19 protein-coding genes are annotated in these 20022 nt (G+C 58.3%); 12 read left to right on the top strand and 7 right to left on the bottom strand.

Annotation, left to right across the window (positions count from 1 at the left end; all coding sequences use genetic code 11):
- The first annotated feature begins 26 nt into the window (after window positions 1-26).
- Complete coding sequence (locus tag ACR0NT_RS00355; RefSeq protein ID WP_480442524.1) at window positions 27-647, top strand: PAS domain-containing protein; 621 nt, start codon at window positions 27-29, stop codon at window positions 645-647.
- Window positions 648-705: 58 nt separating this feature from the next.
- Here ACR0NT_RS00355 and ACR0NT_RS00350 read toward each other — a convergent pair whose 3' ends face one another.
- Entirely contained in the window at window positions 706-2076 is a 1371-nt protein-coding gene (locus tag ACR0NT_RS00350; RefSeq protein WP_170442778.1) for a class II 3-deoxy-7-phosphoheptulonate synthase, read from the bottom strand.
- Window positions 2077-2245: 169 nt separating this feature from the next.
- On the opposite strand from ACR0NT_RS00350, the gene ACR0NT_RS00345 reads away from it, so the two are divergent.
- On the top strand, window positions 2246-3250 hold the full coding sequence (locus ACR0NT_RS00345; protein ID WP_170442780.1) for a GlxA family transcriptional regulator: 1005 nt from the start codon (window positions 2246-2248) through the stop codon (window positions 3248-3250).
- A gap of 7 nt (window positions 3251-3257) precedes the next feature.
- Here the strand turns inward: ACR0NT_RS00345 and ACR0NT_RS00340 are convergent, their stop codons facing one another.
- On the bottom strand, window positions 3258-4355 hold the full coding sequence (locus tag ACR0NT_RS00340) for a PQQ-dependent sugar dehydrogenase (protein ID WP_170442782.1): 1098 nt from the start codon (window positions 4353-4355) through the stop codon (window positions 3258-3260).
- Between the two features lie 167 nt (window positions 4356-4522).
- Here ACR0NT_RS00340 and ACR0NT_RS00335 point away from each other — a divergent pair, with 167 nt between their 5' ends.
- The 7 genes from ACR0NT_RS00335 to ACR0NT_RS00305 all read left to right on the top strand — a co-directional run bounded on the left by ACR0NT_RS00335 (window position 4523) and on the right by ACR0NT_RS00305 (window position 10664).
- Window positions 4523-5704: an ABC transporter substrate-binding protein gene (locus ACR0NT_RS00335; protein WP_170442784.1), complete on the top strand. Its 1182-nt coding sequence runs from the start codon at window positions 4523-4525 to the stop codon at window positions 5702-5704.
- A 106-nt stretch (window positions 5705-5810) separates the two neighbouring features.
- A complete protein-coding gene (locus ACR0NT_RS00330) occupies window positions 5811-6599 on the top strand; it encodes an ABC transporter ATP-binding protein (protein ID WP_170671492.1) in 789 nt (262 codons plus the stop codon).
- Complete coding sequence (locus tag ACR0NT_RS00325) at window positions 6596-7426, top strand: ABC transporter ATP-binding protein (RefSeq protein WP_170671494.1); 831 nt, start codon at window positions 6596-6598, stop codon at window positions 7424-7426. The genes ACR0NT_RS00330 and ACR0NT_RS00325 overlap by 4 nt, the downstream gene beginning before the upstream one ends.
- Before the next feature lie 2 nt (window positions 7427-7428).
- On the top strand, window positions 7429-7905 hold the full coding sequence (locus tag ACR0NT_RS00320; RefSeq protein ID WP_170671496.1) for a hypothetical protein: 477 nt from the start codon (window positions 7429-7431) through the stop codon (window positions 7903-7905).
- Complete coding sequence (locus ACR0NT_RS00315) at window positions 7905-8915, top strand: branched-chain amino acid ABC transporter permease (protein WP_170442791.1); 1011 nt, start codon at window positions 7905-7907, stop codon at window positions 8913-8915. Before ACR0NT_RS00320 ends, ACR0NT_RS00315 begins: the two co-directional genes overlap by 1 nt.
- Window positions 8912-10225, top strand: coding sequence for a branched-chain amino acid ABC transporter permease (locus ACR0NT_RS00310; RefSeq protein WP_170671498.1), 1314 nt, complete (start codon window positions 8912-8914; stop codon window positions 10223-10225). The genes ACR0NT_RS00315 and ACR0NT_RS00310 overlap by 4 nt, the downstream gene beginning before the upstream one ends.
- 187 nt (window positions 10226-10412) lie before the next feature.
- Window positions 10413-10664, top strand: coding sequence for a hypothetical protein (locus ACR0NT_RS00305; RefSeq protein WP_170442796.1), 252 nt, complete (start codon window positions 10413-10415; stop codon window positions 10662-10664).
- Window positions 10665-10709: 45 nt separating this feature from the next.
- Here ACR0NT_RS00305 and ACR0NT_RS00300 read toward each other — a convergent pair whose 3' ends face one another.
- A complete protein-coding gene (locus tag ACR0NT_RS00300) occupies window positions 10710-12251 on the bottom strand; it encodes a helicase HerA-like domain-containing protein (RefSeq protein WP_170671500.1) in 1542 nt (513 codons plus the stop codon).
- A 426-nt stretch (window positions 12252-12677) separates the two neighbouring features.
- On the opposite strand from ACR0NT_RS00300, the gene ACR0NT_RS00295 reads away from it, so the two are divergent.
- A complete protein-coding gene (locus ACR0NT_RS00295; RefSeq protein WP_170671502.1) occupies window positions 12678-13286 on the top strand; it encodes an invasion associated locus B family protein in 609 nt (202 codons plus the stop codon).
- A 60-nt stretch (window positions 13287-13346) separates the two neighbouring features.
- Here ACR0NT_RS00295 and ACR0NT_RS00290 read toward each other — a convergent pair whose 3' ends face one another.
- From ACR0NT_RS00290 to ACR0NT_RS00275, 4 genes are read right to left on the bottom strand one after another with little or no spacing between them, the layout of a single operon-like run.
- Entirely contained in the window at window positions 13347-14555 is a 1209-nt protein-coding gene (locus tag ACR0NT_RS00290) for a beta-ketoacyl-[acyl-carrier-protein] synthase family protein (protein ID WP_170671504.1), read from the bottom strand.
- A 9-nt stretch (window positions 14556-14564) separates the two neighbouring features.
- Window positions 14565-14822 carry an acyl carrier protein gene (locus ACR0NT_RS00285; protein WP_170324939.1) on the bottom strand — a complete coding sequence of 86 codons (258 nt, stop codon included), beginning with the start codon at window positions 14820-14822 and terminating at the stop codon, window positions 14565-14567.
- A gap of 32 nt (window positions 14823-14854) precedes the next feature.
- Window positions 14855-15946, bottom strand: a complete 1092-nt coding sequence (lpxD, locus tag ACR0NT_RS00280) for a UDP-3-O-(3-hydroxymyristoyl)glucosamine N-acyltransferase (RefSeq protein WP_170442805.1) — start codon at window positions 15944-15946, stop codon at window positions 14855-14857.
- Window positions 15947-15981: 35 nt separating this feature from the next.
- Window positions 15982-17586, bottom strand: coding sequence for a L,D-transpeptidase scaffold domain-containing protein (locus ACR0NT_RS00275; RefSeq protein ID WP_170671506.1), 1605 nt, complete (start codon window positions 17584-17586; stop codon window positions 15982-15984).
- A gap of 355 nt (window positions 17587-17941) precedes the next feature.
- Between ACR0NT_RS00275 and mepK the strand changes: the two genes are divergently transcribed.
- On the top strand, window positions 17942-18511 hold the full coding sequence (gene mepK / locus ACR0NT_RS00270) for a peptidoglycan L,D-endopeptidase MepK (protein ID WP_170671508.1): 570 nt from the start codon (window positions 17942-17944) through the stop codon (window positions 18509-18511).
- A gap of 486 nt (window positions 18512-18997) precedes the next feature.
- On the top strand, window positions 18998-19999 hold the full coding sequence (locus ACR0NT_RS00265) for a hypothetical protein (RefSeq protein WP_170442811.1): 1002 nt from the start codon (window positions 18998-19000) through the stop codon (window positions 19997-19999).
- The last annotated feature ends 23 nt before the right edge of the window (window positions 20000-20022 follow it).

Here is a 20022-nt window from a genome sequence, read left to right as displayed (position 1 = left end):
GGTCAAGTTTTGGAAAGATCGTCGCAATGGATCGTTTTGACAGCGGGCGCAGCCTCTCGCCCATCAGACAGGTCGAAGCGTACTGGACCGCGCTTCTGACAGGTGACGGCGTGCCCAAGCGGTCGCAGGTCGATCCGCGTGGTCTTGAGAACGTTCTGGAATACACGTTCATTCTGGAACGCATTGCACCGGGACTGGCGCGGTTCCGTCTGGCAGGCAGCCATCTGAACAAACTGGCGGGCATGGAAGTACGCGGTATGCCGCTGACCGCGTTTTTCGAACCCAGCGACCGCGGCCAGATTTCGGACGTTCTTGAGCAGGTCTTTGCCCGGCCCGCGATTGCCGAATTGGGACTGATCTCTGCCGGCAAACTGGGGCGGGTCCAATTGCAGGCCCGCATGATCCTGTTGCCGCTGAAAAGTGACCTTGGTGATGTCAGCCGCGTGCTGGGCGTGATGGTCTGTGACGGCGCAATCGGCGCAACGCCGCGTCGGTTCACCATTCCGGACACCCGCGTTCGGGCGGTCTCCGACGTGCAAGCGCCACAGCAGCAGGTGGAACGCGAACTTGCCGGTTTCGCCGAGGATCAAGATGCGTTCAAACGCCCCGGATCACATCTGCGGCTGGTGTCGTCCCGCGACGACTGACACCGACGAAAAAAAACGGACCAAATGGCCCGCCTTTCTTTTGCAATTTGCCCGAAACTCAGCTGACCGCGCGTTTGTTGCCATTGCGGCGCAGGTTGGTCAGTTCCTCAGCAACAAGGAATGCCAGTTCCAGCGATTGCGACGCGTTCAGACGCGGATCGCAAGCGGTGTGGTAACGATCCGAGAGGTCCTCTTCGGTCACAGCCCGCACGCCGCCGGTGCATTCGGTGACGTCCAGACCGGTCATCTCGAAATGCACGCCGCCGGGGATGGTGCCCTCGGCCTGATGCACGCCAAAGAAGTCGCGGACCTCGCGCAGCACGGAATCGAACGGACGGGTTTTGTAGCCGGTCGCTGATTTGATCGTGTTGCCGTGCATCGGGTCACAGACCCAGGTCACCTTGGCGCCCTCTTCCTTGACGGCCTGAATCAGACGCGGCAGGTGCTCACCCGCTTTGCCCGCACCAAACCGTGCGATCAGGGTCAGGCGGCCTTCTTCATTCTCGGGGTTCAGCTTGGACATCAGAACCTTGAGGTCTTCGGCGGTGGTCGTCGGACCACATTTCAGACCGATCGGGTTCAGCACGCCGCGGCAGAACTCTACATGTGCGCCGTCCGGCTGACGCGTGCGATCACCGATCCAGATCATGTGGCCGGAACCGGCCAGCCAGTTTCCGGATGTCGAATCAAGACGGGTCAGCGCCTCTTCGTATTCCAGCAGCAGGCTTTCGTGGCTGGTGTAGAATTCAACGGTCGAGAACTCATGCGTGGTGTCCGCCGTGATCCCGGCAGCGTTCATGAAATCGATCGTATCCTGAATACGGTCGGCGATTTCCGAGTATTTGCTGACATCCTGTTCGTCGGTAAAGCCCAGCGTCCAGGAATGCACCATGCTCATATCCGCGAAACCACCGGTCGAGAACGCACGCAGCAGATTCAGCGTCGCGGCGGCCTGAGTGTAGGCCTGCAGCATCTTGCCGGGATTCGGAATGCGTGCTTCGGGCGTGAAGGCCAGCTCGTTGATGATGTCACCACGGTAGCTGGGCAGCTCCATACCATCCACAACTTCGGTGGGGGCGCTGCGCGGCTTGGCGAACTGGCCGGCCATACGGCCAACTTTCACCACCGGCACCTTGGCGCCGTAGGTCAACACCATTGCCATTTGCAGCATCACCTTGAAGGTGTCACGGATCGCGTCCGCACTGAATTGTTCAAAGCTTTCGGCGCAATCCCCGCCCTGCAACAGGAAGGCCTCGCCGCGACCGGCGGCACCCAGATGTTGCTTGAGACGCCGCGCCTCACCGGCAAAGACCAGCGGGGGATACTGTGAAAGCTGGGCCTCGACCTTGGCCAAAGCGGCCTCGTCGGTATAGTCTGGCATCTGAACCCGGGGCTTGTTGCGCCAGTTCGTTTTTTGCCATTCGGTCATAGCTTTGATCTCCGCTGAAGTAGTCAGGTCGTCTCTATACAAAATGCATTGAAGACTGACCATATCCGATTTGGGCCTCTTGACGCGGGAAACAAGCTTTGATCATGGTGGCTGTCAAATCTGTCGCCGGACGTAACGTCTCGAAGCGCCGAATCAAGGACACCTCGCCATGCAAGAGCAACGCCAAGTTGTCACGGTGGAAGACACTGCGGCCAACCCGCGCAATTTCGTATTTGTCCTGCTGGACAAATTCTCGCTGCTGTCATTCGCATCGGCGTTGGACAGCCTGCGGATTGCCAACCGTATGGCGGATAGGACGCTGTATACTTGGACCCTAATGGGCGAAGGCGGCGAAACGGTCAATTGTTCGGCTGGTACGACGTTCGCGTTGAACGAGGACCTGACCGAACTTCAGCGCGACGATGTCGTGTTGATCTGCGGCGGCGTGGACGTGCAGGCAGCGACCACCAAGAAGGTGCTGAACTGGGTGCGGCGCGAGGCACGGCGCGGCCTACGCATCGGAGGCCTGTGCACCGCGGCCTATACGCTGGCCAAAGCCGGCCTGCTGGACGGAAAGCGCGCCACGATCCACTGGGAAAACGCCGACAGCTTTGTCGAGGAATTCGACGAGGTCGAACTGACCAAGTCTGTCTTTATTGTCGATGCGAACCGCATGACCACGGCGGGTGGCACCTCGTCCATCGACCTGATGCTGAAGATCATCGCCGACGATTATGGCGAAGACCTGGCCAACGCGGTGGCGGATCAGATGATCTATTCCTCGATCCGTACCGATCAGGACACGCAACGCCTGTCGACCCCGACCCGCATCGGCGTGCGCCACCCCAAGCTGAGCCAAGTCATCCTGATGATGGAAAAGAACATCGAAGAGCCGATCTCGCCTTCGATTCTGGCCAAGGATGTCGGCATGTCCACGCGGCAGCTTGAACGGCTGTTCCGCCGCTATCTCAGCCGGTCGCCCAAGCGCTATTATATGGAACTGCGGCTGCACAAAGCGCGCAACCTGCTGATGCAGACGGATATGAGCGTGATCAACGTGGCGCTGGCCTGTGGGTTTGCCAGCCCGTCGCATTTCTCGAAATGCTACCGGGCGCATTACAACACTACGCCCTACCGTGAGCGCGGCGCACAGGGTGACCGGCTGTCCGGTTAACCCGGCCCTACGTGCCCGGCGTCATGCGATAGACCGCCCCCTGACCGACCGAAATGAACCAGATCGACCCATCCGGGGCCTCGACGATGTCGCGCACGCGTTCGGTCTCGGGGCCTTTGATCTGCTCGACCTCTTGCAGCGGCGACCCCGCCAGCCGCGCGATATAGTCGAATTTCAGCGAGCCTACAAAGATGTTCCCTTTCCACTCGGGCCACAGCTTGCCGGAATAGACCATCAACCCGGAAGGAGCCATGGACGGGTCCCAATAGAATTCGGGCTGTTCCATGCCTGGTTTCGCAGTGCCCTCTCCGATCTTCTTGCCGGAGTAATGCACGCCGTAAGAGATCACCGGCCAACCATAGTTCCGACCAGGTCGGACCAGATTGACCTCATCCCCGCCTCTGGCGCCATGTTCGGAAATCCAAAGCCGCCCGCGCGCGTCCAGCCCGGCCCCTTGCGGATTGCGGTGGCCGTAAGACCATATCTCGGGCCTCGCGCCGTCTTCCCGAACAAAAGGGTTGTCCGCAGGCACCGAACCGTCGCGGTTCACGCGAATGACCGTGCCATTATAGTTGGAGCGGTCCTGAGCCTTGGGGCGCTCGCCCCGGTCGCCGATCGTGACGAACAGGGTCCCATCTTCCGCCTCAACCACCCGCGAGCCATAGTGCCGCCCGGCCGAACCACCCGGGACCGCCACGAAGATCACGCGCAGGTTGGTCAGTTGATCACCCGCATTTGACAATTGGGCCACCGCAAGGGCGGTTCCGGCACCGCCCTGCTGCGGTTTCGAAAAGGTCAGGAAAACCTCTCGGGTGCGAGAGAAATCGCGGGCGACGGTCACGTCCAGCAAACCGCCCTGCCCCTCGGCCAAAACGTCGGGCACACCCGAAACGCGCTGGGTATTGCCACCCTTGATGTGCAACAGCTCTCCGTCTCGTTCGGTTACCAGAAACGCGCCACCTGGCAACAGCCCGACAGCCCAAGGTGTATCCAGGCCCTCAATCATCGGACTGACCTGCATGGAACCGGCTGAGGTCTCAAGGGTGTCTGCACTGACCCAGCTGGCCGGAAACCACAGCGCCAGAATCGCAAATACTCTTAACATTCAGCTCTCCATCCATGGACCGCCTGCCGCCAAATCACGGGATACACCCAAAAAAACTAGCAGAACTATAGGTGGCAATGACACATCTTCGTGAGGACTTTTCTTTTCCGGACAGCTTGCCTAGGGTCATGCGCAGAACGAACACGTTCCAACTTGGGAGTAACCACATGAAAAAGCTGCTTACTGCAACCGCAGCAACCGCATTGCTGGCCGGCACCGCCATGGCCGAAGACGTCAAACTGGGCATTATGTTCGGTTTCACCGGCCCGATTGAATCGCTGTCGCCTGCAATGGCCGCCGGTGCGGAATTGGCCATGAAAGAAGTCTCGGAGTCGGGCAAGCTGCTGGACGGATCGACCGTGACCCCGGTACGTGCCGACACCGGCTGCGCCGACAACGCGCTGGCCACTGCCAACGCTGAACGCCTGGTTGCCGAAGGCATCAACGGCCTTGTCGGCGGGGACTGCTCGGGCGTGACCGGCGCGATCCTGCAGAACGTTGCCGTTCCGAACGGCATGGTGATGATTTCACCGTCGGCGACCTCGCCCGGTCTGTCTGTCATGGAAGACAACGACCTGTTCTTCCGCACCTCGCCGTCTGACGCGCGCGAAGGTGAGATCATGGCCGACATCCTGAAAGAGCGTGGCGTCAACTCGATCGCTCTAACCTATACCAACAACGACTACGGCAAGGGTCTGTCCGAAGCGATCAAATCCTCGTTCGAGTCGCTGGGCGGTGAAGTCACCATCGTAGCGGCGCACGAAGACGGCAAGGCCGACTACTCGGCCGAAGTTGGCGCCCTGGCATCGGCTGGCGGCGACATTCTGGTCGTGGCCGGTTATCTGGACCAGGGTGGTCTGGGCATCATCCAATCCTCGCTGGACAGCGGCGCGTTCGACACGTTCGGCCTGCCGGGCGGCATGATCGGTGACTCGCTGCCCGAAAACGTCGGCCCGGATCTGAATGGTTCCTACGGTCAGGCGCCGGGTTCGAAAAGCGAGGCTGCGGATTCGTTCTTTGCAATGGCCGAGGGCGAGGGCTTTGACGGCTCGTCGATCTTTGTTCCCGAATCCTACGACGCCGCAGCGCTGTTCCTGCTGGCCATGCAGGCCGCGGGTTCCAGCAACCCCGCCGACTACGGCAGCAAGATCATGGACGTCGCCAACGAACCGGGTGAGAAAATCTATCCGGGCGAACTGGCCAAAGGTCTGGAACTGCTCGCCGCCGGTCAGGACATCGACTATGTCGGTGCGTCGGGCGTTGAGCTGATCGGCCCCGGTGAAAGCGCCGGCGCCTATCGTGAGATCGAGGTTATCGACGGTGAGATGAAGACGGTTAATTACCGTTAATCAAGCGTCAATTCAGACCGAACGGAACAGCCCGGGCCTTGTGTCCGGGCTGTTTCAGTGACAAAAGGCGGCACCTCTGTTTTCGGGGAAAAGACAAGGGAAAACCATGATCGTCGTAGAAGACGTGCACAAGCATTTTAGCGGCTTCCACGCGGTGGATGGCGCTTCGTTAAAGATTGAAAAGGGCTCGATCACCGGCCTTATCGGACCAAACGGTGCAGGCAAAACCACCCTGTTCAACGTGATCGCGGGCGTTCTGCCTCCGACCAGCGGCAAGGTCCATATGGATGGTGAGGATATCACCGGCCTGCCCCCGCATGAGCTGTTTCACAAGGGCTTGCTGCGCACGTTCCAGATCGCGCATGAGTTCTCGTCGATGACCTGCCGCGAGAACCTGATGATGGTCCCTGGCGCTCAATCGGGCGAGGCATTGTGGAACACGTGGTTCGGCCGCAAGCGCATCGCCGACGAAGAACGCGCCCTGCGCGCCAAGGCCGACGAGGTGCTTGAGTTCCTGACCATCGAACATCTGGCCGATCACAAGGCCGGTCAGGTCTCGGGCGGGCAGAAGAAACTGCTGGAGCTTGGCCGCACCATGATGGTCGACGCCAAGATCGTATTTCTGGATGAGGTTGGCGCGGGCGTGAACCGCACCCTGCTGATGACCATCGGCGACACGATCCTGCGTCTGAACAAAGAGCGCGGCTATACTTTCGTGGTCATCGAGCACGACATGGATTTCATCGGCAAGATTTGCGACCCGGTCATCTGCATGGCCGAGGGCAAGGTTCTGGCCGAGGGCACTCTGGACGAGATCAAGGCCAACGAGCACGTGATCGAGGCTTATCTGGGCACCGGCCTGAAGAACAAAGACAAGCTGGAGGCCGGAGCGTGAGCGACAATCCTTATCAGGACGACAAGGGCAACAAGGACGCCTCGATTACAAATCCGCATGGTGCGGGCACCATGGTTCCGGCCCACCAGACCAGCGGTGAAACGCACTATGTCGGCGGCGGTCCGTTCCTGATCGGCGACACTATGACCGGTGGTTATGGCAAGGGACCGGATATCCTGCACGACTGCACCATTGCCGTCGACAAGGGTGAAATTGCGGTGATCGTCGGCCCCAACGGTGCCGGTAAATCCACGGCGATGAAGGCCGTGTTTGGAATGCTGGACGTTCGCGCCGGATCGGTGCGGCTGGATGGCGAGGATATCACCAAACTCTCGCCGCAGGACCGGGTGATCAGGGGGATGGGCTTTGTGCCGCAGACCTCGAACATCTTCACCTCGATGACGGTGGAGGAGAACCTGGAAATGGGCGCCTTCATCCGCCGCGACGACATCAGCCAGACGATGGAGCAGGTCTATGACCTGTTCCCAATCCTGCGCGACAAGCGCAACCAAGCCGCCGGAGAGCTGTCGGGCGGTCAACGCCAACAGGTCGCCGTGGGCCGGGCGCTGATGACCCAGCCCAAGGTGCTGATGCTGGACGAACCCACCGCCGGTGTCTCGCCCATCGTGATGGATGAGCTGTTCGACCGGATCATCGAAGTCTCGCGCACCGGCCTACCGATCCTGATGGTTGAACAGAACGCCCGTCAGGCGCTGGAGATTGCGGACAAGGGATATGTGCTGGTTCAGGGGCGGAACGCCTATACCGGCACGGGCAAGGAACTGCTGGCCGATCCCGAAGTGCGTAAAAGTTTCTTGGGGGGGTGAAGATGCGAAAAGCAGTTATTATCCTGTTATCACTTATTTTTCTTCCATGCGTTTCCAGTGCAGAAGGCGGACTGAAGGACTTCTACTCCGAAAAACTGCGCCCAAAGCTGTTGAAAGCGGGCGCGATCGAACTCCAATGCGAAATGCCAACCAAATGTCTGGACGATTCCTGCGAAGCAGTAAGCATCGAAGGTGAGCTTATCGTCTACGCGACCGCATTAGACCAAAAGCTTAACGAGGTTTCATCTGGCGAAATTGTTGCTTCAAACGCGTTGCTTTTCTTGGACGGAAATCTCTACGATCTCGAAGGTGTAGGTAATACGGACCATTTCTGGGGTATTGGAGCTTCCGGCGAAGGCTCTGAGTGGCGTTCATCGTTTGTTGTCTCGCTTAATGGTGGGCCAGCATCGCTGACAACTCAGAATGTCAGAACTTTCCTGACAACAACCCACTTTGGCACTTGTGAGGTCATAGAGTAATGGACTTCCTCAACGCCCTTGTGGCGCTCTCCAACTTCGTTCTTGTTCCCGCAATCGCCTATGGCAGCCAGTTGGCGCTGGGCGCTCTGGGGGTGACGCTGATCTATGGCATCCTGCGGTTCTCGAACTTTGCCCATGGCGATACGATGGCCTTTGGCGCGATGATCGCTGTGCTGGTCACGTGGGGCCTGCAGGCCGCCGGGGTTAGTTTTGGGCCGTTGCCGACCGCTCTGCTGGCCCTGCCCTTTGCCATTCTGGGCTGCATCGTTCTGGTGCTGATCACCGACCGGCTGGTTTATCGCTTCTATCGGGAACAAAAGGCCAAACCGGTCATTCTTGTGATTGTCTCGATGGGTGTAATGTTCATCATGAACGGCCTCGTGCGGTTCATCATCGGGCCGGATGACCAAAGGTTCTCGGACGGAGCGCGGTTCATCGTGTCCGCGCGGGATTTCCGCGAGATGACCGGGCTGCGTGAAGGGCTGGCGATCAAGACCTCACAGGGCATTACCGTCATCGTGGCCGTTGTCGCCGTGGCGCTACTGTTCTGGTTCCTGAACAAGACCCGCACCGGCAAGTCGATGCGCGCCTATTCGGATAACGAGGATCTGGCGTTGCTGTCGGGGATCAACCCTGAACGCGTGGTGATGATCACCTGGATCATTGTCGCCGCTTTGGCGACCACGGCGGGCGTTCTGTACGGGCTGGACAAAAGCTTCAAGCCTTTCGTCTATTTCCAGCTTCTGCTGCCGATCTTTGCCTCGGCCATCGTGGGTGGCCTCGGCAGCCCTCTGGGTGCCATCGCCGGCGGCTTCATCATCGCCTTTTCCGAGGTGACGATCACCTATGCCTGGAAAAAAGTGCTGACCTATCTGGCGCCGGAAAGCCTGGAGCCATCGGGGTTGGTGCAGTTCCTGTCCACCGACTACAAATTCGCGGTCAGCTTTGTGATCCTGCTGATCGTGCTGCTGTTCAAACCTACGGGTCTGTTTAAGGGGAAAGCGGTATGACCGAGCCTGTCAAAAACACGCTGCTTTTCGCCGTGGTCGGCGGCCTGATTCTGCTGACCGGGTTCACGCAAAGCTGGAACGCCGCGATCCTGATCATGAATATGGGGCTGATCTCGGCCGTCATGGCGTTGGGGGTGAACCTGCAATGGGGCTTTGCCGGGCTGTTCAACGTCGGCGTCATGGGCTTTGTCGCGCTGGGCGGGCTTGCGGTCGTTTTGGTTTCCACCCCGACAACGCCCGGAGCGTGGTCCGCGGGCGGGTACGGCATCGTTCTGGCCTTGCTGCTGGGGGCCGCAACAGTCGTGGCCACCGTGCTGGTGGCGCAGAAGATGCCGAAAGGCCGGGTACGAACTCTGTCGATCATCGCCATTCTGATAGCGGGGTTCTTTATCTACCGCGCCGTGCTTGATCCCAACACCGCAGCGGTCGAGGCGATTGAACCTGCGGTCGCAGGCAACCTCGGCGGCCTGAACCTACCGGTGCTGCTGGCCTGGCCCGCCGGAGGTCTGCTGGCTGCGGGTGCCGCCTGGCTGATCGGTAAGACCGCTCTGGGTCTGCGCTCGGACTATCTGGCGATTGCAACGCTGGGTATTGCCGAGATTATCATCGCGATCTTGAAGAACGAGGATTGGTTGGCCCGTGGCGTCAAGAACGTCTACGGAATCCCGCGTCCTGCCCCGGTGGTGGGCTACGAGGTCGATCTGCAAAACGATCCCGGCTTTGTTGCACGGGCTGATTGGCTGGGGCTGGATCCGGTAACGGCGTCGACCCTGTCGGTCAAGCTGGGCTATTCGTTGCTGTTTCTGATCGTGTTGCTGGTGCTGCTGTGGATGGCTCAGAAAGCTCTGAACAGCCCGTGGGGCCGCATGATGCGTGCCATTCGCGACAACGAGGTCGCGGCCGAGGCGATGGGCAAGGACGTCACCCGCCGCCATTTGCAGATCTTCGTTCTGGGCTCGGCCATATGCGGCATCGCGGGTGCCATGATGACCACTCTGGACGGTCAGCTGACCCCCAGCGCCTATCAGCCGCTGCGGTTTACCTTCCTTGTCTGGGTGATGGTGATCGTCGGTGGTTCGGGCAACAATTTCGGAGCGGTTCTGGGCGCCTTCGTCATCTGGTTCCTCTGGGTTCAGGTCGAACCTATCGGCCTGTGGCTTATGAACCTGATCACTTCGGGTATGCCTGATGGCAGTGCGCTCAAGGCACATCTGATTGAAAGCGCCGCGCATATGCGCCTGCTGACCATGGGGCTGATCCTGCTGATTGTTCTCAGATTCAGCCCAAGGGGCCTGATTCCCGAGAAATAGATCGTACCTGTGGGAAAATTCGAAACCGTGCCGCATAATCGGCGCGGTTTCTTGATTCATGAACCGAACATGAATAGACGAAATCATCGTTGAGCACGTTCCGGACCTTCGCCGGATCGCCTTCACGTTTAATTAGTCAATCGAGGCTGAAACTACAGGCCACCTCTCGAGAGTAAGAAGACGACACATGAAAACTTCGTTTATCCCCAAGATCCTCATGCTGCCGGTAGTCGCCAGTCTGGCCGCATGTATCCCATCGCCCGAAGATCTGGAGACTGAGCCGGTCAAGGTTCAAACCCCGAAGGGCGTGGTCACCTGTCAGCTGTACCGTCATGACCGGGTCACCTGGGACCGCGCCATCGATTTCCCGGCCAACAAGATGTCGGTGCCCGAGGCGGACGCTTATTGCCGACAAGAAGGCCAGCGTCGTCTGAAGTAACGGGATCGGCGCCGCGCGGCAGACACACCGCACGGCGCGACGCGCTTATCGGCCTCGAAACAGCCCGCCCAGAATACCGCGGACGATGCGGCGCCCGGTGGTGCCTTTGAGTTCCTTGATGACGGCCTCACCCATGGCGGTGGCAAAGGTATCCTTCTTCCGCGTCACCCGGGAAGAAGACCGCCCGACGCGGCCACCGGAATACCGGCGGGCCGTGGCGAATTCGCGTTCTGCTACGGTCTGGGTCTCTTCCTTCTCTTCCGCTTTGGCAGCAGCTTTGGCTGCCTCATCAGCGCGGCTCTGAAGGATCTCGAACGCCGACCTGCGATCCCTCAGCACGCCGTATTTCGACTGCATCGGAGAGGCTGTAAGGACCTCCTGACGTTCGGCCTCAGTGATTGGCCCAAGCTGCGACCCGGGCGGGCGGATCAGGGTACGTTCAACGATACCCGGCACCCCTTTTTTCTGCAGCATCGAGGTCACTGCTTCGCCCACACCGACCTCGCGAATTGCAGCTTCGGTGTCGAAGGCCGGGTTCTCACGATAAGTTTCGGCGGCCAGACGCAGGTTCTTGCGATCCCTGGCGGTGAACGCGCGCAACGCGTGCTGTACACGGTTTCCAAGCTGCCCCAGAATATCCTCGGGTATGTCCGCCGGATTCTGCGAGATAAAGTAGACCCCAACCCCTTTGGACCGGATCAGACGCGCGACCTGCTCGACCTTGTCGACCAGAACCTTGGGCGCGTCTTCGAACAGCAGATGCGCTTCGTCAAAGAAGAAGACCAGCTTGGGTTTGTCCGGGTCGCCGACCTCGGGCAGTTCTTCAAACAGCTCGCTCAGCAACCACAGCAGAAAGGTCGCATATAGGCGCGGAGATCCCATCAGCTTGTCCGAGGCCAGAATGTTCACCATCCCCTGCCCGTTCTCGTCCGTGCGCATCAGATCGGCAAGCTCCAGCGCGGGTTCGCCGAACAGGTTGGTGCCGCCCTGATTTTCCAATACCAGAAGACGCCGTTGAATGGCCCCGATTGACGCTGTCGAGACGTTGCCGTAACGCAGGGACAATTGAGTCCGGTTTTCGCCTATCCATACCAGCAAGGCCTGCAGGTCCTTGAGATCCAGCAACGGCATTCCCTCTTCATCCGCCACGCGGAACGCGATGTTCAGGATGCCTTCCTGCGCCTCGCTCAGGTCCATAAGGCGCGACAGCAGCAGCGGGCCCATCTCGGTCACGGTCGTGCGCACCGGATGGCCTTGCTGACCGAACAAGTCCCAGAACGTCACCGGGCACGCGGCATAGGCGTAATCCTGAAACCCGATGCGCGTGGCGCGATCCTGAAACGCCTGATGCAATTTGTGGGTTTCGCTTCCCGCCATGGCCAGACCGGACAGATCCCCTTTTACGTCGGAAAGGAACACCGGAACGCCCGCTGCGGAAAACCCCTCGGCCAGAATTTGCAACGTTACGGTTTTGCCCGTGCCCGTCGCACCGGCGATCAACCCGTGCCGGTTGGCATATTTCAGCGTCAGGGATTGAGGCTGGCTGTAATCGTCACCCGCGCCGCCCAGAAAGATGTTTTTTTCCATGTATGTAAGGCCTTAATTTCCACCGATCTGCCCCCAGCATACAAAGTTAACCTTTGACTGCGATAGTCAATTCGCTGCCTTCATCGCGAATGGTGCACGGCGGCAAACTTCCTCCCTGTCGACTGACCGCGCCTTCGGGCGCGGTTTTTTTTAAAGGAAAGCTGTCTCTGCCGTTAAAATTTCAGGTTTGCAGTTGACCGCTGCGCCCGCCTTTCGTAACGTCTGCGCATAACTAAGTCGGCCAGTCCGACGGGGAGAACATTTTTGAAAGGGAGCCGCTCCACCGGCTCCCTTTTGCATTGGCTGGAAATGCCGCGGAATGGCGAAAAACCGATCATATCCGACCGTTTACACAGCTTAGAGCCTGACACCATGATCCAAGGGTGGTAAGACGCAAAAAAACTCAATCACTCTGCCGAGGCATTCATGATCAAGAAACTTCTCTCTTTCAACGTAGTGGCCGCCGTGCTGTGCTGCGGGGCTGTTTACGCTCAGGAAACGACGCAGGAAAACCAGCCCGCAGCCGAAACGCCGCAGACAAGTACGGGGACCGAACTGGACCTCGGTGAAAGCGGCCCTCGTGTTGGCCAACAATACGTCAAGGAGAAGGCCGGAGACTGGTCCGTCACCTGCATCAATACAGACACGGACAATGACCCCTGCGCCCTGCGGCAAATTCTGCTGGGCCCGCAGCGTCAGCCCATCGCGGAAATCACCATTGAAAAGCTTGCCGAGGGCACCACGGCCGTTGCAGGCGCAACTGTCATCGTGCCTCTGGAAATTCTTTTGCAGGCACAGCTGGCCTTCTCGATCGATGGGGCACCGGGCAAACGCTATGACTATCAAACCTGCACCCCGGTCGGCTGTATCGCCCAACTGGGTTTCACCCAAGGCGACGTGGATGCGATGAAAGCTGGCAGCAAGGCACAGTTGTCCATGGTCTCGGTCCATGCGCCCAATCAACTGGTGGAACTGGAAATGTCCCTGTCGGGCTTCACGGCCGGGTTTGATGGGCTGAACGCGAACCAGAACTAAGCCAAGACAAAAAACGCCGCCGTTCTGTTACGGCGGCGTTTCTATTGCTTTGCTCCGGCCTTATGCCTTCTTCAATGCCAGTACCGCGTTGAGCCCCCCAAAGGCAAACGCATTACTCAGCGCCACCTCGACCTTTGCCTCGCGGGCGGTATTGGGCACCACGTCCAGCGCGCATTCCGGGTCGGGCTCTTCGTAGCCGATGGTCGGGGCGATCACGCCATCGCGCAATGCCATGATACAGGCCAGCAGTTCGACCGCGCCGGTTCCACCGATCAGGTGACCGTGCATGGATTTCGTGGATGAGATCATCAGATCATCCGCGTGCGGGCCGAACACATCCGCAACCGCCGCGCATTCGGTTTTGTCATTCGCGGCCGTGCCGGTGCCATGCGCGTTAATATAGCTCACCTGATCCGCACTCAGACGCGCATCCGCCAAAGCACCCGCCATCGCCCGTGCCGCGCCCTGTTTGCTGGGCATCACGATATCTGACGCGTCCGAGGACATGGCAAATCCTACGATCTCGCACAGGATATCGGCCCCCCGGGCACGGGCGTGTTCATATTCCTCAAAGACAAAGATACCGGCACCTTCGCCCTGAACCATGCCGTTACGGTTGGCGCTGAATGGGCGGCAGGCGTCCCGGGACATGACCCGAAGCCCCTCCCAGGCCTTCACGCCGCCAAAACACAGCATCGATTCCGACCCGCCGGTGACCATCGCAGGTGCTGCCCCGCTGCGCACCATCTGGAACGCCAGCGCCATCGCGTGGTTTGACGACGCACAGGCGGTCGAGACGGTAAAGCTCGGGCCTTTGAGGTTGTGCTCCATTGATACATGGCTGGCAGCGGCGTTGTTCATCAGCTTGGGCACGACAAACGGGTGAACCCGATTCTTTCCGTCTTCGTAGACCGACCGGTAATTGTCATCCCAGGTCGAAACGCCACCTCCGGCGGTGCCCAGAACAACACCGGACCGGGCGGCAAGCTCACCGTTGAATTTGATCCCGGACTGATCGATCGCCTCTTTCGCGGCCGTAAGGGTGAATTGAGTGAACCGATCATACAGGCTCATCTGTTGGCGGTTGAACCGCCCTTCGGCCTCGAACCCTCGGACCTGACCGCCGATCTTGATGGAAAGACGCTCGACGTCGCGGAATTCAAGCTCTGAGATGCCACAACGTCCTTCGCGCATGGCTTCAAGCGTATCGGATACGGAATGGCCCAGCGAGTTGATCGTCCCGGCGCCGGTAATGACAACGCGTTTCATGAGGCTTTGTCAGACCTTTTCCGACACGAGCTTTTCGATACCGGCAATGATGGCCGCCACATTCGAGATATCAAAGTCGCTGGCCTCGGGTTCGTTGGCGTTGAACGGGACTGAGATGTCAAACTCTTCCTCGATGGCAAAGATGCTCTCGACCAGACCCAGACTGTCGATTCCCAGATCCTCAAGCGTGCTTTCGGGTGTGACGTCCGAAGGCTCCAGCACGGCCTGCTCAGCAATGATTGCGATGACGCGGTCGGTGATGCTCATGTCGGTCCTCTGATTATCCCGTTGCGGATGATTTAATCACTCGGAGGCTGTTTGAAAACAGCCTTTTTCAACGCCTCGACGTCACGCGCCATTCGGGGCAGACGACGTTGTGCTTTGTAGATATCGGTATGGGTTTCCATCTTGATGCCCGGATAGCCCATGATCACGCGGCCTGCAGGCACGTTGGACAGAATCTTGGTGCCGCCACCCGCAATCACGCCGTTGCCGATAAAGATGTTGTCGACCACACCGGTCTGGCCGCCCAGAACCACGTTGTTACCAATCTCGACCGAACCGGACACCCCGGTTTGACCGCACAGCAGACAATCCTGCCCAACGCGGGTGTTGTGGCCGACATGCACGAGGTTATCCAGCTTTGAGCCATTGCCGATGCGGGTATTGCGGATTGTGCCATTGTCGACGGTGCAATTGGCGCCAACCTCAACGTCGTCACCAATCTCAACCGCACCCAGAGAATGAATACGCAGCCAGCTTTGCGCCCGTGCATCGCCCTGATCACCCATCGTCTTGCGCGCGTTTTCAGCGCCGGACACTTCGGGTGTGACAAAGCTGAACCCGTCACCGCCGATCCGCGCGCCGGGTTGGGCAACGAAACGGTCCCCGATTTGCGCCCGCGCCCCGATGCTGACCATCTCGCGCAGCATAGCTTGGTCACCCAGAACCGCATCCATCCCGATTACACAATGGGGGCCAATCACCGCAGCTTTGCCAATTTTCACCCGCGCGCCGACAACAGCCAGCGGTCCGATTGAGGCACCCTCACCGATTTCAGCCGTCGGATCGATCACAGCCGAGGGGTGAATCCCCGGCTCAACCCCCTGCCCGCGATCCAGCATCGCGGTCACCCCCGCCATCGCCATACGTGGACGAGGCACAAAGATCGCGGCTTTCAGACCCAACGCCTGCCAGTCGGCCCCTTCCCACAAGACAGCAGCCTGCGCGGCCCCACCGCTCAGCGCCTCGGCATATTTCGGAGACATCGCCATCGCCAGATCGGACGCCCCGGCATCCGCCGGTTCGGCGGCGCGCTCGATAATCAGGCTGGTGTCACCCTGGCTTTCCGCCCCAAGGGCGTCAGCGATTTGCTGGATGGTGTAGTGCATGTCGGGCTTCCCGGTTTAAGGACCTGCCCCGCTGATTACCCCTGAACGTCCGGCAGGGCCACCCCTGCTTTCTGCAGAGCCTCCCAGATTTTCCGGTCACGCTCGTAGACATCCCGACGATACTGAACCTTTCCCTTTGGTCCGATAAAGGCCGTACGATAGATGATATGGACCGGAACGTGTTCCTCAAGCCGCACTGTGGTTTCCTTGCCGGTGTTCAGCACCCGGTGGAAAAACGCCTTTGGATTTTCTTCCTGTTTGGCCAGCAGCGCATAGGCGAACTCAAATGGTTGCGCCAGACGGATACAGCCATGCGAGAACGCCCGCACCTCCCGCGCGAACAGGCTTTTCTGAGGCGTATCATGCAGATAGATGTTGTACTTGTTAGGGAACATGAACTTCACCAACCCCAGAGCATTGCTTGTTCCGGGTGCCTGACGCATCGCAAACGGAAAGTTGCGCGCATTGAACTGGGTGAAATCCACCGCACCGCGATTGACCTGACGGCCGCTGCGGTCGGTAATCTGGATGTGCCCGACCGCGTGCGGATTGGACTTGAGCTTGGGCAGGTATTCCTTGGTGATGATCGAGCGCGGAACATACCAACTGGGGTTGATGACCATATGCTCCATCTCGTCCGAGAATTCGGGGCTGCGGCGGTCATGAGTGTTCTTGCCGATCACGGCGCGGGTCTCAAAAGTGATCGAACCGTCATCCACGATCTTGGCCGAGAAATCGGTCTGGTTGACCAGAATATGACGCTCGCCCCGTTCGCGCGGCAACCAGCGTTCGCGCTCAAGTGCGACATAGACGGCCTTGAGCCGGTCCGAGGCGCTGCGGTTAAGCTCGGTGATCGTGCCCTGACCGGCAACGCCGTCGGCCGCAAGGCCATGATCGGTCTGAAACGCCTGCACCGCGCCCAACAGGGCGTCATCGAATTCCGGGCTGGCCGTTGGTCGCATATAACCCATTGAAACCAAACGGTTGCGCAGCTTGATCACATCAGGCCCCGTGTCACCGTATTCCAGCTTGGACACCGGAACCGTTGGTCCCCAGCCCCCTTGATGGACGAGACTTTCCAGCGCCAGTTTCTGTTTCATCAACGCCCGGTATTGCGCCGATTGCGGGGCAAGCTGATCGAAATAGCTGCCGTTTTCCGCCGCGATAAGGCCCTGAAGGTGTTCCTTGGCCGGCGTCCGTTCGACCTTGCGTACCAGGCCATCGTCAATCGCAGAAGGCCGCAACGCGCCGGATTGCAGGTTTCGGGCGTATTCTACAAAAGCGCGGGTCAACTGGATCTCGACCGCGCCAAGATCGCGTGTCGTGCGGGCGTTCCGCATCTGATCCAAGAGCGCCTGAGCGCTGAAAGAGCCCTGCGGCAGCCCATGCATGTCGGTACCCGACAAAGCTCGGATCAACCGCGCCCGCCGCGCCATGTGTTCAGGTGATTCCCCCACCCAAACCGGTGCAAATCCGTTTTCGCGATAGAATTCCGCAATCCCTGATCCCGAGGGGGCAAATTCTGCGACAGCCATCTGATAAGCCGTTGCCGGCCGGGTTTCTGCGCCTGCGATCGATGCTGAAGCCAGAAAACATGCCGTTAAAATAAAACCAGTACGCGTCCGAAAACCTGAGAACATGGGATGGCCTTGATTATTCATTATTTTACGCCGCTGGGGAGCGTGCCGATCAACTATGATTGTGTCCCGCGCAGCTTGTCTATTCACAAATGTATCACCGCGGCGCATCTGTCAGAGCGTGATGCGTGTTTGCATCGCCCGGCGGAATAGCGCCGCCAAATGCCTCTGGATTATACATAATTGTGCCACCTGCGCAAAAAACTGCCGAAAATTCCCCCTTGAAAAGGTGATTTTGAAAGACTTCTTGGCTGTTTTTCGCGGCTGTGTCATAAATCCCGCATCTGGGATGGGAAAAAAATTAAGAACGCGCGCGTAACATCGTGTGCAGGCAGGAACAGTACGGGACGAAACTGAAATGACGATGAGCAGTACATCGGGCTTGACCCGGCGTGCCCTTCTGGGCGCATTCGCAGCTACGGCAGTTGTGGCGGCACCGACTTATTCCGATGCAGCAGGGTTTCTTCGCGGTGGCGGCGACATCCGACGCATCCGCATGTATTCCGGTCGCACCGGTGAACGCATCGACATGATCTATTGGGTCGATGGCAAGTACATCAAAGATGCCGTGAAAGAGATCAACCATTTCATGCGCGACTGGCGGACCGATCAGGTCAAGGACATGGACCTGCGCACCATCGACATCATGGCGGCCTCGCACAACCTTCTGGATGTGAACGAACCGTACATGCTGCTTTCGGGTTACCGCTCGCCGCAGACCAACGCGATGCTGCGGTCGCGTTCGCGCCGGGTTGCCAAGAACTCGCTGCATATGAAAGGCCAGGCCGCCGACTTGCGTCTGTCGTCGCGTTCAGTCTCGCAGATGGCCAGGGCTGCCATGTCCTGCCGCGCAGGTGGCGTGGGCAAATACTCCCGCTCGAATTTCGTGCATATGGATTGCGGTGAAGTCCGCAGCTGGGGCGGCTAAACACCCTACACAGTTTCGAAACGACGAGCGCCCTTGGGCGCTCTTTGTTTTTTAGGGCACCGGAAAAGGCGGGGATTGCTGAAAACAACTTTCACAGCGGGCACTGCGCGGAGCCGAACAAAAAACGGAAAATGGCGCACCTGAGAGGATTCGAACCTCTGGCCTCTGCCTTCGGAGGGCTGTTCTTTTGTGTTTTTTATCAATGCCTTACGTGTATTTTCTTGGTTTTTTGACGGAATTTTGACGAGTTTTTGCGGCAATTTCCTCCTTGGGGAACTGAAAACAAATAACTTAACAGATCTGAGACACCCTAAATTGCTGTAGTTTAAGGATAATCGTGTACGAATTCAGCCCTCGACACGCCGACTGATCAGAAATTTTAGAATAGAGCACTGCCCTATAAGCTGCCTTGAAAAGCAAAACTTGAGGCAAACTTAACGCTCTGTCCAAGTGAACCCCGGGCCATAACTAATTGTAGTTGGACAAATGATTGAATTTGAAAATTTGACTGATTGGCACCCAGCAGATAATGACCACTGCTTTCTATGTGGCGTGAATCTTCACAGCGAGAATAGAACCGCCGAGCATGTCTTCCCCACTTGGCTTCAGTCCCGCTTGAATCTTTGGGACAAGAAACTGACGCTCGTAAACCAAACACTGCTACCCTATCGACAATTGAAAATCCCTGCATGCCGAAGCTGCAACGGCACTCATCTTTCAAAGCTTGAAAGCGATTTTCAGAATATTGCATTGGACCCAAGTCGAGAACTGAATGATATCCCAGAGTGGCTTGTCTATTTGTGGTGTGCGAAGGTCTTCTTCGGCATTCTTTACAAAGAAAAAGAACTACTTCGTAAAAGAAGTGATCCCAGCGCTGGCACGATTTGGCCTCGCTCAATCCTTGACGGATTCGACCTATTGCACTTCTCGCTGCAGAAGGTCCGGCATCGCTTGGAGTTTCTGGGTGAGCAATCTGAAACTCCAGGAACAGTGTACTCGTTTAACACCAAATACAACGAACAGGAGAACTTCGACCTCATAACAAGCGTTAACGGCGCCGGCCTGGCGGTCCGTATTCAAAACAGAGGGTTTGTCGTTGTATTCGACGGGGGAATGCAAGAGATGCACAAAGATACTTCCCCTCAAATTCATTCGGAGCATGTGCTACACCCCGTTCAATTCATAGAACTAGCCGGTCACATTCTCTATAAAGAGAAGCGCAGATGTGCGTCATTCGGATATCTGCTCTCGCAGTTTGATGGGGACCCACCAATATTTGGAATGACCCAGACTGGAATACGCTCTGAGAACGAAATGGTGTATTTGCCAGACGGTTCACTCAAGGTGTATGAAGACTTCGATCCTGTCATCTTCGGGAAGTACCTCTCCATGTTGTGGCGTCATTGGAGTATACCCGATGGAGCACCTGAAGGGCATTACATCTCGTATATAGGCGAAGGAGAATTTCCCAATATCCCATTGGACTAAAAGGGGAGATTCATAAATGTGGG

The sequence above is a fragment of the Ruegeria sp. AB10 genome (assembly GCF_056542745.1).
The sequence above is the reverse complement of the archived record's forward strand: the minus strand, read 5'-3'. Positions and strand labels throughout refer to the sequence as shown.